Origin of the sequence: Saccharothrix hoggarensis (assembly GCF_042678885.1) — a bacterium.
Taxonomy (GTDB): domain Bacteria; phylum Actinomycetota; class Actinomycetes; order Mycobacteriales; family Pseudonocardiaceae; genus Actinosynnema; species Actinosynnema hoggarensis.
In genome coordinates, this window is record NZ_JBHTLK010000016.1 from 1 (window position 1) to 14455 (window position 14455).

Sequence of the window (14455 nt, forward strand, 5' to 3'; positions counted from 1 at the left end):
CGGCACGGGCATCGGCGGCCGACGCGGCGTCGCGATCGTCGCGGGCGTGGCGGTCGAGGTGGACCGCGGCCCGCCGCCACCGGCCGACGGCGTCCCTGATCCGGTCGCCGTCGCCCGCCAGCCAGTCGAGCGGCGCGTTGAGGAGCGCGACGTGCTCGACCAGCCACCCGACCTCGGCCAACGGCGCCAACGGGTCGAGCACGAGCCCCAGGGTGTCCAGCCACGCCGAGGCCAGCGCCAGGTCGGCGTCCGGCTCCCAGGGCGCCTGGTCGGCGGACGGGTCCGCCTCACGAGTCGTCCCGTCAGCCGGCGCAGGCACCCCAGGCACCCCAGGCGCACCCGGCACGCCCACCGCGGGCGGCCGAACGCCCTCGGCCGCACGGGCCGTCAGGTCACGCGCGCCCTCGGCGAAGAACCGCAGGAACAACCCGAACGCCTCACCGTCCAACCCGGCCCCGGCCAGCCCGTCGGCGATCGCCGCACGCTCCACCGCCGCACGCGGCCGGGCCTCGATCCCGCTCACCGCGACGACGGCTCGCCGGCTTCCGCCGGGCACCACAGGCTGCGCGGCAACGGCAGGTCGGACGGCTCCGGCTCCCGACGCGGCACGCCCGCCGACACGTCCGCACGCACGCCCACCGGCACGTCCGCACGCGGCTGGTCCGCACGCGGCACGTCCGCACGCGGCTCGTCCGGCAGGTAGGCCGCCATGAACTCCATCGCCGCCGTGCCCGCGAAGTCCGGCTGCACGACCTCCGCCACCTGACGGGCCACCTGCGCCTGCGCCCGCTGCACGGTCGTCATCACGACCCACCCGAGCTGGGCGTCGGACAACCCCTCCGCGGGCAGGGAGAACGAGATGTCGCGCAACGCGCCGTTGGGCGCGACCGTCGCGGTGACCCACCCGTCGGGCGAGCGCACGGTGGCCGCCACGGCGCGGATGCCGTCCTGCACCTCCCGCGACCGCCGGGCCAGCTCGCGCGCCTTGGTCTCCAGGTCGGCGATCATGCGTGCCGGGTCCACCGGATCGTCCCCCTACTCCAGACCTCCACCGACCGTGGAGTATTCCGGATCACCCGGCCCGCGGGATGTGCAACGGTCCAAGTGCCAGCACCGCGCGGAACTCCTTCGGCGGCACGGGCCGCGAGAACAGCCAGCCCTGGTAGGCGTCGACGCCGACGCCGCGCAGCACGTGGAACTGCGTCGCCGTCTCCACGCCCTCGGCCACGCACTTGCGGCCCATCGCCCGCGCCATGTCGACCACGGCCCGCGCCACGGCGAAGTCCGACGAGTCGTTGCCCACGCCGGAGACGAACCGGCGGTCGACCTTGATGATCTGCGCCGGGAGGTCCTTCAACCGCGCCAGCGACGAGTAGCCGGTGCCGAAGTCGTCCACCGCGAACCGGATGCCGCGCTCGACCAGCTCGTCCATCGACTGGCGCACCCGCGACGGCAGGTCGACCAGCGCGGTCTCCACCAGCTCCAGCACGACCCGGTCCCACGGCATGCCGGCCTCGGCGATCGCGTCGGCCACGATGTCGACGAACTCGGGGTCGCCCGGCACGAGCCCGGCGAGGTTGATCGCCACCGACACCGGCTGGTCGTTCGGCGCGGGCCACGTCGAGGCTTCCTTCAACGCGGTCCGCAGCACCCAGCGGTCCAGCTCGCGCAGCAGGTCGCCCTGCTCGGCCACGGGCAAAAAGACGTCCGGCGGCAGCAGGCCCCGGTCGGGGTGCGGCCAGCGCACCAGCGCCTCCGCGGTCTGCACGACGCCGTCCACGCCGACCACGGGCTGGAAGTGCAGCGTGAGCCCGTCGTGCGCCAACGCGTCCCGCAACTGGCCTTCCAGGTGCACCTGCCGGTCGGCCGACGCGATCAGCGCGGCGCTGGCCAGCGACACCCGGCCCGCGCCGGACCGCTTGGCCTCGAACATCGCCGCGTCGGCGAACCGCAGCAGGTCGTTGCCGGTGGCCCGCGAGCCGTTCGGCACGGCCGCGCCGATGGACGCCGACACCCGGACCAGCTGGCCGTGCACGGGCACCGCCGTGCGCAGGAGCCCGGCGACCTTCGTGGCCAGCGCGTCCACCCCGCCGACCTGGTCGATGTTCTCGCAGATGATCACGTACTCGTCGCCGGACAGGCGGGCCGCCGTGCAGCCGTCGGGCAGTCCGCCCTCGAGCCGCCGCGCCAACGCCACCAGCAGCTCGTCGCCCGCGTCGTGGCCGAGGGAGTCGTTGACCCGCTTGAAGTTGTCGATGTCGCAGAACAGCACCGCGACCTTGGACCGGTCCGGCGACTCCAGCAGGTCGCCCAGCATCTCCTTGACCAGCGCCCGGTTCGGCAGGCCGGTCAGCTCGTCGTGGGTCGCCTGGTGGCGCAGGGCCTCGGCGGTGCGGCGGCGCTCGGTGATGTCCTGGAACACGATGAGCCAGAACCGGCGGCCGTCGTCCTGCACGGACAGCGCGACGTGCAGCTCGCAGTACACCTGCACGCCGTCGCGGCGCACCAGGATGCGCTGCGGGATCTTGTGGGTGCGCTCGGCGTCCGGCGCGGTCATGCCGCTGATCGACGGCAGCGGGTTGCCGTGGTCGTCCGGGTGGGTGAGCTGGCTCGCGGTCATGCCGCGCAGCTGCTCCAGGTCCATGCCGAGCAGGTCGCACAGGGCGTCGTTCGCGTCGACCAGGCGTTCGCCCTCGTCGAAGAGGCCGATGCCGACGGGCGTCAGGGACACGAGGTCCGCGAACCGCTGGCTGGACCGCTTCATCCTGGTCTCGGCGGCGCGCTGCTCGGTGATGTCCTGCGCGGTGCCGACGGCGAGCGGCAGCCCGTCCGGGCCCTTGACCACGACGCCGTAGCAGCGGAACACGCGCAGCTTGCCGTCGCGGCGCACGATCCGGTGCTCCAGCTGGATCGGCACCTCCTCGTTCGCGAGCTGCTGCCACAGGTCGTCGACCCAGGCGCGGTCGTCGGGGTGCACGAGGTCGAGGTAGGTCTGGTAGCGGGTGTGCTCCTCGCGGGACACCCCGAACAGGTCGACCAGCATGTCGGACCACACCACGTCGCCGGTCTGGAGGTTCCACTCCCAGACGCCGAGCTGCGCGGCCTTCTGCGCGTCGGCGAGGCGGCGGCGGTCGTCCCGCAGCTGCCGTTCGAGCGCGCGGGCCTCGGTGACGTCCTGGATGGTGCCGTGCAGCCGGTTGACCTTGCCGCCCTCGAACTCGGCGCGGGCCCGGCACACGTAGACGCGGTCGCCCAGCTCGCTGCGCACCTCGGCCTCGAACGTGCGGCCCTCGCGGGCGCCGTCGTCGTCGGGGTGCAGGAGCTTGCGGCGCAGGTCCTCCAGCAGGCCGCGGTCCTCCGGGTGCACGCCGCACAGCAGGTCGTCGTCGGGGACGACGCCCAGCTCGGCGTACATCTCCAGCAGCACCTCGCTGCGGTGCACGGCGCCGGTCTGGATCTCGTAGCTCCAGCTGCCCATGCGGGCGATGCGCTGCGCCTCCAGCAGGCGCGCGCGCTCGGTCTCCAGGGCGCGGTCGGCCCGCCACTGGTCGGTGATGTCGCGGATGTAGCCGGTGATGAACTGGGTGCGGCCGTCGGACCTGAGCTTCGCCTCGGCCACGCCCCGGATCCAGCGCAACTGCCCGTCGGGCAGGATGATCCGGTAGACGATGTCGATGGGGTTGCCGTCCAGCTCGCGGTTCGCCCAGTAGCTCGCGACCATCTCGTAGTCGTCCGGGTGCACGACGTCGAGGACGGCCTGCGCGCCGGGGACGACCTCGCCGGGCCGCACGCCCATCATCTCGTAGTGCGACTCCGACCACACCGTCACGCCGGTGTCCGGGTCGTACTCCCACGAGCCGATCTGCGCGACCCGCTGCACGGTGCGCAGCCTCCGCTGCTCGTCGCGCAGGTCCTCGGCGGCCTGGGCCAGGTCGGAGACGTCCACGAGCTGCACGGCGTGCAAACCGGTGCCGGGCACCTGGATGCGCACGACGCGCACCGGCAGCAGCGCGCCGTCCGCCTGGTGCAGGCGCAGGTCCTCGGCGCTGCCCAGCAGCAGCTCGCCGAGGGACCGGCCGATGAGGTCGTCGGAGGACCGGACCTTCGTCAACGCCACCGCGGCGGCGCTCGCCCGCATGACGACACCCTTGGGGTCGCACAGCAGGGAGGCCGCTTCGGGCAGGGCGATGCCGTCCAGCGTCACCTCGCCGTTCTCCGGCCGTGCAGTGTCGAGCACCACCGGAGCGCGTCCAACCCGCTTGGGCACGGTCCCACCTTCCCGTGTCTACGGCAGGGATGACCGGCCCGACCGCACCCGAAAACGGCGTCCCTCTCCACGGGCAATATTCACCCGAGGAGAGGGACGGTAGCGCTTCGGAGCGTCATCGCCCACCCCTCAACGGGCTAACGAAACAACACAGTCGTGGTTTCGTTCCCCGATTGAGCGATTTGGGCGGATGCGGCCGGAGCTCTCCCAACTCCGACTGGAGTCAGGCTACTCCGTCTTGCCGAGCTGCCAAGGCCACGGCGGCGGCCACTTCCGGGCCGACGCGCGGGTCGAGCGCGCTGGGCACGATCCGGTCGACGGCGAGGTCGTCCGAGGCCACCGCGGCGATGGCGTTCGCGGCGGCGAGCTTCATGCCCTCGGTGATCCTCTTCGCGCCCGCGTCCAGCGCGCCGCGGAAGATGCCGGGGAACGCGAGGACGTTGTTGATCTGGTTCGGGAAGTCGCTGCGACCCGTGGCGACGACGGCGGCGTGCCGGCCGGCCACCTCCGGGTGCACCTCGGGGTCGGGGTTGGACAGGGCGAACACGATCGAGTCGTCCGCCATGCTCGCGATCAGCTCTTCCGGCACCAGGGACGACGAGACGCCGACGAACACGTCCGCGCCGCGCAGCGCCTCGGCGATCCCGCCGCGCAGGCCGCTGCCGTTGGTGACCTCGGCCAGCTGTGCCTTCACCGGGTTGAGCCCGTCCCGGCCCACGTGCACGATGCCGCGCGAGTCGACCACGGTGACCTCGCCGATGCCCGCCGCCAGCAGGATCTTCGCGCAGGCCACGCCCGCCGCGCCCGCGCCGGAGATGACCGCGCGCTGGTTCGCCACGTCCTTGCCGAGGACGGTGTTCGCGCCGCGCAGGGCCGCCAGCACCACGACCGCCGTGCCGTGCTGGTCGTCGTGCATGACCGGCACGTCCAGCGCCTCGATGAGCCGGGCCTCGAGCTCGAAGCAGCGCGGCGCGGCGACGTCCTCCAGGTTGACCGCGCCGAACGACGGGCGCAGCCGGACCAGCGTCTCCACGATCTCGTCCACGTCCGTGGTGTTCAGCACCAGCGGGATGGAGTCGAGGCCGCCGAACGTCTTGAACAGCGCCGCCTTGCCCTCCATGACGGGCAGCGACGCGCTCGGGCCGATGTCGCCGAGGCCGAGCACGGCGGTGCCGTCGCTGACCACGGCCACCAGGCGGTGCGCCCACGTGTACTTGGCGGCGAGGGCCGGGTCCTCGGCGATGGCGCGGCTGACGCGGGCGACGCCCGGCGTGTAGGCGATGGCCAGCGCCCGCGGGTCGGCCAGGGACGCGGTCGCCTCGACGGCCAGCTTGCCGCCCTCGTGCGCGCGGAAGATCTCTTCGTCGGTCAGCGCGGCCGACGCGGGCGTCGAATTCGCCGGGGTCGAATCCATCCGGGTCGAATCCACCCGCGTCGAATCCATCCGGGTCGAATCCACCCGCGTCGGATTCGGATTGACCCGGGCCGGATTCGCCTGCGCGGGATTCGCCTGGGTCGGAAGCTGAGCCTGATTCATCTGGGACGGGTCGTTCAATGCGGTCACGGAAGTCCCTCCTGCGGTGCGCGATTCCTGCGGCGCACCGGGACCGGCGTTGTCACGCGGGTCGACGGGGCCTGGCTGCGGGCTCGCCCACGCGGTCTGCGTGGCGGCCCTGTGGCGGTGTGCGGGCCAGCATGGCAGTGTCGCCGGCCGCTGTCTGCGGCGGGGATCACAGTTTTTCCGCAGGTCAGAGGGGGTCTTCACAGAACGTACGTCCGGTTTTCTGCACCGACCAGTCGGTTTCCGCAGGCAGGATCGGTCAAGAGCCGGCGCGTTCTAGGGTGGGCGCCATGCAGGCACGTGAGCTGAAAATTTCCGGCGCGTTCGAATTCACACCATCGGTGTTCCCCGACGACCGGGGCCTCTTCGTCGCGCCGTACCAGGAGGGTGCGTTCGCCGCCGCCGTCGGCCACCCCCTGCGGGTCGCCCAGACCAACCACAGCGAGTCCAAGCGGGGCGTGGTGCGCGGGGTGCACTTCGCCGACACCCCGCCCGGTCAGGCCAAGTACGTGCACTGCCCCCGGGGCCGGATGCTGGACGTCGTCGTCGACCTGCGGGTGGGCTCGCCCACGTTCGGCGAGTGGGACGCGGTGGAGCTGTCCCCGGACGCGTTCAACGCGATCTACCTCGCGGAGGGCCTCGGCCACGCGCTGATGGCGCTGGAGGACGGCACGATCGCGTCGTACCTGTGCTCCGAGGCGTTCAACCCGAAGGCCGAGCGGGCGGTGAACCCGCTGTCGCTGGACCTGCCGTGGCCGACCGACGTGACGCCGCTGCTGTCGCCCAAGGACGCGGCCGCGCCGTCGTTCGCGGAGGCGCGGGACGCCGGGCTGCTGCCGTCGTACGACGACTGCGTCGCCTGGTACGAGAAGCTCCGCCGCTAACGCCGGCGCCGTCCGAGCGGACGCGGCCGCGGCCAGAGCCGGAACCGGACGACGCCCAGCACCACCGCGGGCCCCAACGTGCGCGAGTCCGTCGAGGCGAACGGGTTGTCGCCCTCCACGTGCCAGCCGTCGCCGTCCGCCCGGACCGCCCGCTTGACCGACACCTGATCGGGCCGCGCCGGCCACCTGACCAGCACAAGATCACCCGGCCGCGGCGCGCGCCGGTAGCCGACCACGACGACGTCGCCGGTCCGCAGGGTGGGGACCATCGAGGGTCCGACCACCCGAACCAGCGGCAACGGGTTGCCTTCGGGCCGTGCCAACGATCACCTCCACCTGCTCCCGCCGAGGCCCCGGAGTAGGGTTCGACGCGTCGGAGCATCCACTGTCAGGGAGGAAAGATGCGACTTCTGTCGCGCATCCGTTCACTCCGCCGCCCGCTCCTGGAGGCCACCGCGCACTGCGACCTCCCGTGCGGTGTTTACGACCCGGCCCAGGCCCGGATCGAGGCCGAGTCGGTCAAGGCGATTCAGGAGAAGTACCAGGCGAACGAGGACCCCGAGTTCCGCGCCCGCGCCATCCTGATCAAGGAGCAGCGCTCGGAGCTCGTCAAGCACCACCTGTGGGTGCTGTGGACCGACTACTTCAAGCCGCCGCACTTCGAGAAGTACCCGGAGCTGCACGACTTGTTCAACCGGGCCACCAAGGCCGCCGGCGCGTCCGGCGCCAAGGGCTCCATGGACCCCGCCAAGGGCCAGGAGCTGCTCGACCTGATCGCCCAGATCGACAAGATCTTCTGGGAGACCAAGGCCGCGGCCTGATCTTCGGCTCGTGGGACGGCGCCGGCCGGCGGGACTCTTCCGCCCGGCCGGCGCCGTTTCGCGTGGTCAGTGCCGTTTCGCATGGTCGGCGCCGTTTCGCGTGGTCGGTGGGGCACGGAGGAGGCGACGGTGCTCGGCACGTCGGTACCGGGGCTCGTCCTCACGCCGCTGACCGCGGCGGACGCCCCGGCCTACTACGCCCTCCTCGACCGCAACCGCGACCACCTCAGCCGCCACGGCGACCACCGCGACGAGGCCGGCGGGACGCCCGCCTGGGTCGCCGCGCACCTGTCCGAACCCGTGCCGGACCGCTACGGCATCCGCCTCGGCGACCGCCTCGTCGGCCGCGTCGACCTCACGCACGTCGACCCGCCCCGGTACGGCCTCGGCTACTGGCTCGCCCACGACGCCACCGGGCACGGCTACGCCACGGCGGCCTGCGCGGCCGTCCTCGGGCACGCCCGCGCGTCCGGCGCCACCGACGTCTTCGCCGGGGTCACCCGCGGCAACGACCGGAGCGTCGCGCTGCTCCTGCGCCTCGGCTTCCGGCCCATCGCCGAACTCGAGACCCACACCCGGTTCCACCTGCCGCTCGGCGCAGGCGTTCGGCGCGCGTGATCGGGCCGCGGGACCTGCTGCCGGGCTCGCCGATCGTCCAGCACTTCGCCGGCGACCCCCTGGCCGACCTGCCCCGCATCCGACCGTCGCGCCGGGTCGAACCGCCGTCCGGCTCGGGGGAGGGCGGCGGTCCGACGTGACGGGGCACGCACCACCCGGCGACCGCGGCAACCGTAAGCTCGGGCCGTGACCTCACACGTCTACCTGCTCCGGCACGGTCAAACCGAGTGGTCCGAGAGCGGGCGGCACACCGGGCTGACCGACGTCCCCCTGACCGAGACCGGCGTGCAGCAGGCGCGACGCGCCGGCGCGGTGCTGGCCCGCCTGCGCGGCACGGACCTGCCGCCCGCGCTGGTGCTCAGCAGCCCCCGGCAGCGCGCGTGGCGGACGGCCGAGCTGGCCGGTCTGCACGACGTGGAGCGCACCGAAGAGCTCGGCGAGTGGAACTACGGCGACTACGAGGGCCTGACCACCCCGCAGATCCGTGAGACCGACCCCGGCTGGACGGTCTGGTCGCACGCCGTGCCGAACGGCGAGACGCACGACGAGGTGCGGACGCGCGCGGCCAAGGTGCTGGACCGCGCCCGGCACGCGCTGCTCAGCGGCGACGTCGTGCTGGTCGGGCACGGGCACTTCAGCCGCGTCCTGATCGCCACGTGGCTCAACCTGCCGCCGAGCGAGGGTGTCCACTTCGGACTGGACCCGGCCGGCACGACGGTGCTCGGCGACGAGCGCGGCGACCCGCAGGTGCGCCGGCTCAACGTCCCGGCCTGGGAGTTCGACCTTGACTGACCCCCGCGTCCGGCGCATCCGGGAGGACGACGTGCCCGCCGCGGTCCGGCTGGCCGAGGAGCTGGCCGAGTACGAGCGCGCCCGCGCCGAGTGCCACCTGACCGTCGAGCAGCTGCACGACGCGCTGTTCCGCCCGTCCCCCGCCCTGTTCGGCCACGTGGCCGAAGTGGACGGTCAGGTCGTCGGCATGGCCTTGTGGTTCCTCAACTTCTCCACCTGGCGCGGCACGCACGGCATCTACCTCGAAGACCTGTACGTCCGGCCGGACCAGCGCGGCAGCGGCCTCGGCCGGGCCCTGCTGCAAGCCCTCGCGCAGGAGTGCGTGGCCCGCGGCTACGCGCGGCTGGAGTGGTCGGTGCTCGACTGGAACTCGCCCGCGATCGGTTTCTACAAGTCGCTCGGCGCGATCCCGATGGACGAGTGGACGGTCTTCCGCCTCACCGACGACTCCCTCACCCGACTGGGACGGGACGGCTGACGGCCGCCTGCCGGACCAGCCCGACCCACCACACGAACGTGAACGCGATGACGGTCGGGTTCTTCACGAACAGCAGCACGGCCAGGTAGGTCTGCCGCGCCGACTCGGGCAGCAGGCCGCCGACGACGTGCTCGGTGACGACGTCGAACACCAGGAACGCCACCGCCAGGAACGCCCCCTGCCACAGCAGGCTCGGCCAGTGCCGCGAGGCGAACGACCGCGCGTTCGCCCACCGCGGCCGCTCGCCCCTGGTCGCCAGCCGCCAGATCACGACCACGAGGAGCACCCGTGCGGCCGCCACGACGACCTCCGAGGCGAACGCCACCCCGTCCGGCACGGCGTCGCCCCAGTTCACCACCACGAGCCGCTGCACGGACGCGACCAGGGACAACCCCACGACCACGGCCCAGTGCCGCAGGTAGAAGCGCCCGGCCCACCGCGGCACCTCCCACGCCAGCCTCAACTCCGACCCCACTCGACCCACCCCTTCGATCCTCGAACCTTTTAGTTCAGTGTACTGAAATATCTTCTGCGGTAAAGTGATCGCATGGACCCGCGGGACTTGGGACGTGAGCTGAGCACGGCGGTCGTCGCGTTCCACGAGGCCGTGGGCGCACGCCTGGGCGTCACGGCGGTCGACCAGCGCGCGCTCGCGCTCATCGCGGGCAAGGGGCCGATGTCGGCGGGCGAGCTGGCGAAGGAGATCAACCTGACGCCCGGCGCGGTCACCGGCGTCGCCGACCGGCTCGAACGCGCGGGCCTGGTGCGCCGCGAACCCGACCCCGCCGACCGCAGGCGCGTGGTGATCAGCGCGATCCCCGGCGCGTTCGGCGAGGTCTTCGCCGGCCTCAGCGCGGCGATGAAGGATGTCGCCGCGCGCTACAGCCCGCAGGAACAGCAGGTGATCGCGGACTGGGTCGTGCGCACGGTCGACGTGCTGAAGGAGCAGACCCGTCTGCTCGGCGACGCCTCGGAACCCTCAGCCAAGCGGCGGTGAGCCGCCGCGCCGATGCGCGGCCCCTGCCGACGGGGTCAGGCGTTCGGGCGCTTCACGCCCACCGCGCCGTACGCGACCGCCTCGGCGCCGGTCTCCGGCTCGCCCTCGCCCCGCCACGACGCGGCCAGCACCAGCCCCGGGTCCAGCAGGTCGAACCCGTCGAGCATCGCCTCGATGTCGGACTTGGACCGCGCCACGATCGGCGAGTCCGTCTGGGCCGCCACGCCGACCAGCTTGCGCACCATCTCGGGCTGCTCGTCGGCGGTCAGGTGGCTGATCACCAGGTAGCTGCCGTCGGCGACCGCGTCGCGGTAGCGGCCGACCAGCTCGGCCGGGCCGTCGGAGTCGGGGATGTACGGCAGGATCGCGACCATCAGCACGGCGACCGGCCGGGACAGGTCGAGCAGCCCGCGCACCTCGGGGGTGGCCAGGACCGCGGCGACGTCGCGGATGTCGGCGTCGGCGATGGCGGCGCCCGGGTTGTCGCGCAGCATGCTGCGGCTGTGCGCGATGGTGACGGGGTCGTTGTCCACGTACACGACGCGGCACGTCGGGTCGGCCTGCTGGGCGACCTCGTGGACGTTGCCCGCGGTCGGGATGCCGGACCCGAGGTCGAGGAACTGGCGGATGCCGCGCTCCACGCAGAGGCGCACGGCCCGGCGCAGGAACGCGCGGGTGTGCTGGACCATCTCGGCGGTCGGGATCTGCTTCATCGACTGCTCGGCGAACTCCCGGTCGACCGCGAAGTTGTGCGCCCCGCCCAGGTAGTAGTCGTACAACCGGGCCACGTTGGGTCGCTCGACGTCACTGTTGGTCGACACCCACCTCGGGGGGTTCTGCACTGCGCACCTCACCCTGCCTGCACCCGGAGCGGCGCGAACGCCTGTCAGACGGTATCTCGCTACTCCGTTCGTGTCCATCCGCCGAACGTGAGCACGCAGGGTGATCGTGACTGGTGAGGTGCCCGGATTCCGGGCGGGTGGTGCCCCGGCCGAGGGGGCGGCGCAGGGGAAGGGTCCTGCCCCCTCGGCCGGGGAGTTCGGTCACACGCCGGCGTAGGAGCGGATCCAGTCGCGGTAGCGGGTGACGGCGGTGTAGTTCGACCGGGTCGAGCGGTCGCTCGTGGACGCGACGCCGACCTGGTAGCGGCGGCCGTCGACCGGGCTGGTGGCGAACATGGGGCCGCCCGAGTCGCCGCCCGCGGCGATGCCGTCGATGCGGGACACCGAGATGGCGATGCCGCCGCGGTAGTCACGCCCGTTGACCGACGTCACGCGCGTGTTGGCGTACTTCAGGTACCGCGACTGGCAGTTGATCTCCGGCTGGTTGGTGCACGTGGCGCCCCAGCCGTAGAGCTGCACGGTCTGGCCGACGGCCACGGCGGTCGTCGTGCCGAGCGGCGCGTACGTGCCCGCCACCGAGCGGTCCAGGCGCGCCAGCGCGAGGTCCGCCGACGGGTGCTGGATGATCTGCGTGGCCGTGGCCATCGTGCCGCCGGTGGTCTGGTCCAGGCTGCCGATCCGGAACGTGTACGTGCCGGAGCTGGCCACGCAGTGCTGCGCGGTCAGGACCCAGGTCGGGGCGATGATGGTGGCCGAGCAGTTCTGCTGGCCGTTGCGGAACAGGCGGGCCGCCCAGGGGGCGTTGGTCGCCGTGCCGCCGCCGATGATGTACGGCTGGACGTCGGCCTCCTGGGCGGAGGCCGCGGGGGCGAGGGCGGTCAGCGCGAGCGCCGACAGCAGGGCGGTAGTGGCTCCGACCACCGCGGACAGGGCGCGATTGAGTCGCATGGAGTTGTCACCTCAACGAACGCAGGGAGTGGTGAATTCACCACCCACAGCGTCACTCGTCGGAGTGACAGTGACCACCCGCCGTTAGTCGGCGATCACACAGACGATGGTCGACGGCCGAATGCCCTACTCGTCCTCTTCGTCCACTCCCAGCGCCCACCGGCGCACGGGGTTCGTGAACAGCAGCACCAGCGTGCCGACGGCGTACACGCCCAGCAGGGAGCCCCACAGCTGCCGCCCGGACGGCCCGTACATGTACCAGGCCACGCCCAGCAGGAGCAGTTGCACGACCACCGCCGGCGTGCGGCCCCAGTGCCTGCCGAGCACCAGGCCGACCCCGGCCGCGAGCACGCCGGCCGCCAGCACCGCGAAGTACGCGGCCTCACCCAGCACCTCGCCGGCCTTCTCCGCGCTGAACGCGCGCACCACCAGCGCGACCGCGAACGCCAGCGCCGCCAGGCCCTGCAACGCGGTGAGCGCGCCGGCCGCCCGGACCGCCGGTGGGACCTTGCTCTGGGGCGTCACGCTGGACCTTTCCTCACGGTGAGTACTCGTCACGCATCGTAGGCCACCCGGTTGGCGTGTCCCGTTCGACCGCCGCAGGGGCGAAGATCACAGGAGTCTTCGGCGAGCCGGCGGTCGGGTCGGGGTGCACTTGTCGCGGACGCTCGGGATTGCGACGCGGAAGGAGACGCACAAAGGAGACGTCGACCACTTTCGGGCACTCCGATCCCTCCTACCGGGTGACGCGCGTCCAGCCTGAGGTCACGCACTGTCTTACGCTGCGAGGGTGCGCGCACTTCTGGTGGTCAACCCGCAGGCGACGGCGACCACGCCTGCCGGCCGGGACGTGCTCGCGCACGCGCTGGCCAGCGACGTGAAGCTCGACGTCGTCGAGACCGACTACCGGGGGCACGCGGCGGACGCCGCCGCGGGAGCCGTCGTGGACGGCTACGACCTCGTCGTCGCGCACGGTGGCGACGGGACCGTCAACGAGGTGGTCAACGGCGTGCTGCGCGGGGGCGCGGAGCCGGGCCTGCCCATGCTCGGCGTGGTGCCCGGCGGGTCGGCCAACGTCTTCGCGGGCGCCCTCGGCCTGCCGCGCGACCCCGTCGAGGCGACCTACCGCCTCCTCCAGGCCATCGAGCACGGCACCAGCCGCAAGGTCAGCCTCGGCCACGTGGCCGCGACCGGCGCGGGCGCCGACCACGACCGCTGGTTCACGTTCAACGCGGGAGTCGGCTGGGACGCCGACGTGGTCGCGGGCGTCGAGCAGCAACGTGCCAAGGGCCGCCAGGCCTCGCCCGCCCTTTACGCGCGCACCGCCTTGACCAGTTACTTCACCCAGCGCAGGCGGCCGTCCACGTTGACCGTGCGCATTCCGGACGAACCGTCGTTCGAGGACGTCCGACTCGCGTTCGTCTCGAACACCGACCCGTGGACCTACCTCGGCGACAAGGCCATTCGACTCAACCCCAGCACGTCGTTCGACGGCGGACTCGGGCTGTTCGCGCTCCACGGAATGGGATTGCCCACAGTTCTTCGTTACGTGACGCATCTTCTGGCCACGGACGGGAACCCCCGTGGCGGGAACCTGCTCCGGCGCGATGACGTTGAGTTCGTGAGGGTCACGAGTCCGGAACCCGTCAACCTCCAGGTCGACGGCGACCTGCTCGGCGCGTGCACCGAGGTGGAGTTCACTGCAGTGCGGGGTGCGCTGACCGTGGCTGTGTGAGCGCGAACGGTGTGACCGTGGTGTGACCGGCTCGGTACCGATCCGCGATGTGTTGACCTGGTGTGACACCTCTCCGTGAAACCCCAGGTGAACTCAGTCGATCTTTCGGGTGAGTTCACTCACCGGGTTGGTGCTAAACCCTTGACATCCCGGCCGTTCGTGAAAGCATTCACAAGCACCCCAAAACCGACCGCTGACGAGTGGCGCGCCTTCGCGCGCGCCTAGCTGAGGAGTAGTTCCAATGGACTGGCGCCACCGCGCGATCTGCCGCGACGAGGACCCCGAGCTGTTCTTCCCCGTGGGGAACAGCGGTCCTGCGCTCCTGCAGATCGCCGAGGCGAAGACCGTCTGCCGTCGCTGCCCCGTCGTCTCCGACTGCCTCGCGTGGGCACTCGAGAGCGGCCAGGACGCCGGCGTGTGGGGCGGGATGAGCGAAGACGAGCGTCGCGCCCTCAAGCGTCGCAACGCCCGCACCCGGGCTCGCAGCAACGCCTGAGCTGACAAGCACACAC

At 72.2% G+C, this 14455-nt stretch carries 17 protein-coding genes and 1 pseudogene; 9 read left to right on the forward strand and 9 right to left on the reverse strand.

Translation table 11 applies throughout. From position 1 onward, the window contains the following. The 4 genes and pseudogenes from ACFQ3T_RS05630 to ACFQ3T_RS05645 form a co-directional block, all read right to left on the reverse strand. Window positions 1-523 (reverse strand): annotated as a pseudogene (locus ACFQ3T_RS05630) (hypothetical protein); the annotation flags it as partial. Then, window positions 520-1023 carry a YbaB/EbfC family nucleoid-associated protein gene (locus ACFQ3T_RS05635; RefSeq protein WP_380720622.1) on the reverse strand — a complete coding sequence of 168 codons (504 nt, stop codon included), beginning with the start codon at window positions 1021-1023 and terminating at the stop codon, window positions 520-522. The pseudogene ACFQ3T_RS05630 and the gene ACFQ3T_RS05635, both read right to left, overlap by 4 nt. Window positions 1024-1072: 49 nt before the next feature. Next, window positions 1073-4267: a sensor domain-containing protein gene (locus ACFQ3T_RS05640; protein WP_380720625.1), complete on the reverse strand. Its 3195-nt coding sequence runs from the start codon at window positions 4265-4267 to the stop codon at window positions 1073-1075. A 223-nt stretch (window positions 4268-4490) separates the two neighbouring features. Beyond that, window positions 4491-5681 (reverse strand): NAD(P)-dependent malic enzyme, encoded by a 1191-nt coding sequence (locus ACFQ3T_RS05645; protein WP_380720628.1) that lies wholly within the window; start codon window positions 5679-5681, stop codon window positions 4491-4493. A 437-nt stretch (window positions 5682-6118) separates the two neighbouring features. Between ACFQ3T_RS05645 and ACFQ3T_RS05650 the strand changes: the two genes are divergently transcribed. After that, window positions 6119-6712 (forward strand): dTDP-4-dehydrorhamnose 3,5-epimerase family protein, encoded by a 594-nt coding sequence (locus ACFQ3T_RS05650; protein ID WP_380720630.1) that lies wholly within the window; start codon window positions 6119-6121, stop codon window positions 6710-6712. Here the strand turns inward: ACFQ3T_RS05650 and ACFQ3T_RS05655 are convergent. Further along, the gene (locus ACFQ3T_RS05655) at window positions 6709-7035 is read right to left on the reverse strand and encodes a S24 family peptidase (RefSeq protein ID WP_380720633.1); all 327 of its coding nucleotides are present in this window, start codon (window positions 7033-7035) and stop codon (window positions 6709-6711) included. The genes ACFQ3T_RS05650 and ACFQ3T_RS05655 overlap by 4 nt on opposite strands. Before the next feature lie 78 nt (window positions 7036-7113). Here ACFQ3T_RS05655 and sodN point away from each other — a divergent pair, with 78 nt between their 5' ends. The 5 genes from sodN to ACFQ3T_RS05680 all read left to right on the forward strand — a co-directional run bounded on the left by sodN (window position 7114) and on the right by ACFQ3T_RS05680 (window position 9421). After that, the gene (sodN, locus tag ACFQ3T_RS05660; RefSeq protein WP_073891370.1) at window positions 7114-7533 is read left to right on the forward strand and encodes a superoxide dismutase, Ni; all 420 of its coding nucleotides are present in this window, start codon (window positions 7114-7116) and stop codon (window positions 7531-7533) included. Window positions 7534-7662: 129 nt separating this feature from the next. Next, window positions 7663-8151: a GNAT family N-acetyltransferase gene (locus tag ACFQ3T_RS05665; RefSeq protein ID WP_380720636.1), complete on the forward strand. Its 489-nt coding sequence runs from the start codon at window positions 7663-7665 to the stop codon at window positions 8149-8151. Beyond that, window positions 8148-8291 (forward strand): hypothetical protein, encoded by a 144-nt coding sequence (locus ACFQ3T_RS05670; protein ID WP_380720639.1) that lies wholly within the window; start codon window positions 8148-8150, stop codon window positions 8289-8291. Before ACFQ3T_RS05665 ends, ACFQ3T_RS05670 begins: the two co-directional genes overlap by 4 nt. A 46-nt stretch (window positions 8292-8337) precedes the next feature. Beyond that, a complete protein-coding gene (locus tag ACFQ3T_RS05675; protein ID WP_380720642.1) occupies window positions 8338-8943 on the forward strand; it encodes a histidine phosphatase family protein in 606 nt (201 codons plus the stop codon). Further along, on the forward strand, window positions 8936-9421 hold the full coding sequence (locus ACFQ3T_RS05680; RefSeq protein ID WP_380720645.1) for a GNAT family N-acetyltransferase: 486 nt from the start codon (window positions 8936-8938) through the stop codon (window positions 9419-9421). The genes ACFQ3T_RS05675 and ACFQ3T_RS05680 overlap by 8 nt, the downstream gene beginning before the upstream one ends. Here ACFQ3T_RS05680 and ACFQ3T_RS05685 read toward each other — a convergent pair. Beyond that, window positions 9396-9896 (reverse strand): hypothetical protein, encoded by a 501-nt coding sequence (locus ACFQ3T_RS05685; RefSeq protein ID WP_380720648.1) that lies wholly within the window; start codon window positions 9894-9896, stop codon window positions 9396-9398. The genes ACFQ3T_RS05680 and ACFQ3T_RS05685 overlap by 26 nt on opposite strands. Window positions 9897-9968: 72 nt before the next feature. On the opposite strand from ACFQ3T_RS05685, the gene ACFQ3T_RS05690 reads away from it, so the two are divergent. Beyond that, window positions 9969-10418: a MarR family winged helix-turn-helix transcriptional regulator gene (locus ACFQ3T_RS05690; RefSeq protein WP_380720651.1), complete on the forward strand. Its 450-nt coding sequence runs from the start codon at window positions 9969-9971 to the stop codon at window positions 10416-10418. A 35-nt stretch (window positions 10419-10453) separates the two neighbouring features. On the opposite strand, the gene ACFQ3T_RS05695 is transcribed toward ACFQ3T_RS05690, so the two are convergent. From ACFQ3T_RS05695 to ACFQ3T_RS05705, 3 genes are all read right to left on the reverse strand, one after another. Continuing rightward, a complete protein-coding gene (locus ACFQ3T_RS05695) occupies window positions 10454-11239 on the reverse strand; it encodes an SAM-dependent methyltransferase (protein ID WP_380720654.1) in 786 nt (261 codons plus the stop codon). A 222-nt stretch (window positions 11240-11461) separates the two neighbouring features. Beyond that, window positions 11462-12208: a S1 family peptidase gene (locus tag ACFQ3T_RS05700; protein WP_380720657.1), complete on the reverse strand. Its 747-nt coding sequence runs from the start codon at window positions 12206-12208 to the stop codon at window positions 11462-11464. A gap of 126 nt (window positions 12209-12334) precedes the next feature. Next, on the reverse strand, window positions 12335-12733 hold the full coding sequence (locus ACFQ3T_RS05705; RefSeq protein WP_380720660.1) for a hypothetical protein: 399 nt from the start codon (window positions 12731-12733) through the stop codon (window positions 12335-12337). Window positions 12734-12998: 265 nt separating this feature from the next. Here ACFQ3T_RS05705 and ACFQ3T_RS05710 point away from each other — a divergent pair, with 265 nt between their 5' ends. Then, the gene (locus ACFQ3T_RS05710) at window positions 12999-13943 is read left to right on the forward strand and encodes a diacylglycerol/lipid kinase family protein (RefSeq protein WP_380720663.1); all 945 of its coding nucleotides are present in this window, start codon (window positions 12999-13001) and stop codon (window positions 13941-13943) included. Window positions 13944-14184: 241 nt separating this feature from the next. Further along, complete coding sequence (locus ACFQ3T_RS05715) at window positions 14185-14439, forward strand: WhiB family transcriptional regulator (RefSeq protein WP_015104912.1); 255 nt, start codon at window positions 14185-14187, stop codon at window positions 14437-14439. The last annotated feature ends 16 nt before the right edge of the window (window positions 14440-14455 follow it).

Coding starts and splice junctions, on each gene's coding strand:
- ACFQ3T_RS05645 (WP_380720628.1), bottom strand. CDS start 5,681: ATGGATTCGACCCCGGCGAATTCGACGCCCGCGTCGGCCGCGCTGACC.
- ACFQ3T_RS05690 (WP_380720651.1), top strand. CDS start 9,969: ATGGACCCGCGGGACTTGGGACGTGAGCTGAGCACGGCGGTCGTCGCG.
- ACFQ3T_RS05715 (WP_015104912.1), top strand. CDS start 14,185: ATGGACTGGCGCCACCGCGCGATCTGCCGCGACGAGGACCCCGAGCTG.
- ACFQ3T_RS05650 (WP_380720630.1), top strand. CDS start 6,119: ATGCAGGCACGTGAGCTGAAAATTTCCGGCGCGTTCGAATTCACACCA.
- ACFQ3T_RS05700 (WP_380720657.1), bottom strand. CDS start 12,208: ATGCGACTCAATCGCGCCCTGTCCGCGGTGGTCGGAGCCACTACCGCC.
- sodN (WP_073891370.1), top strand. CDS start 7,114: ATGCGACTTCTGTCGCGCATCCGTTCACTCCGCCGCCCGCTCCTGGAG.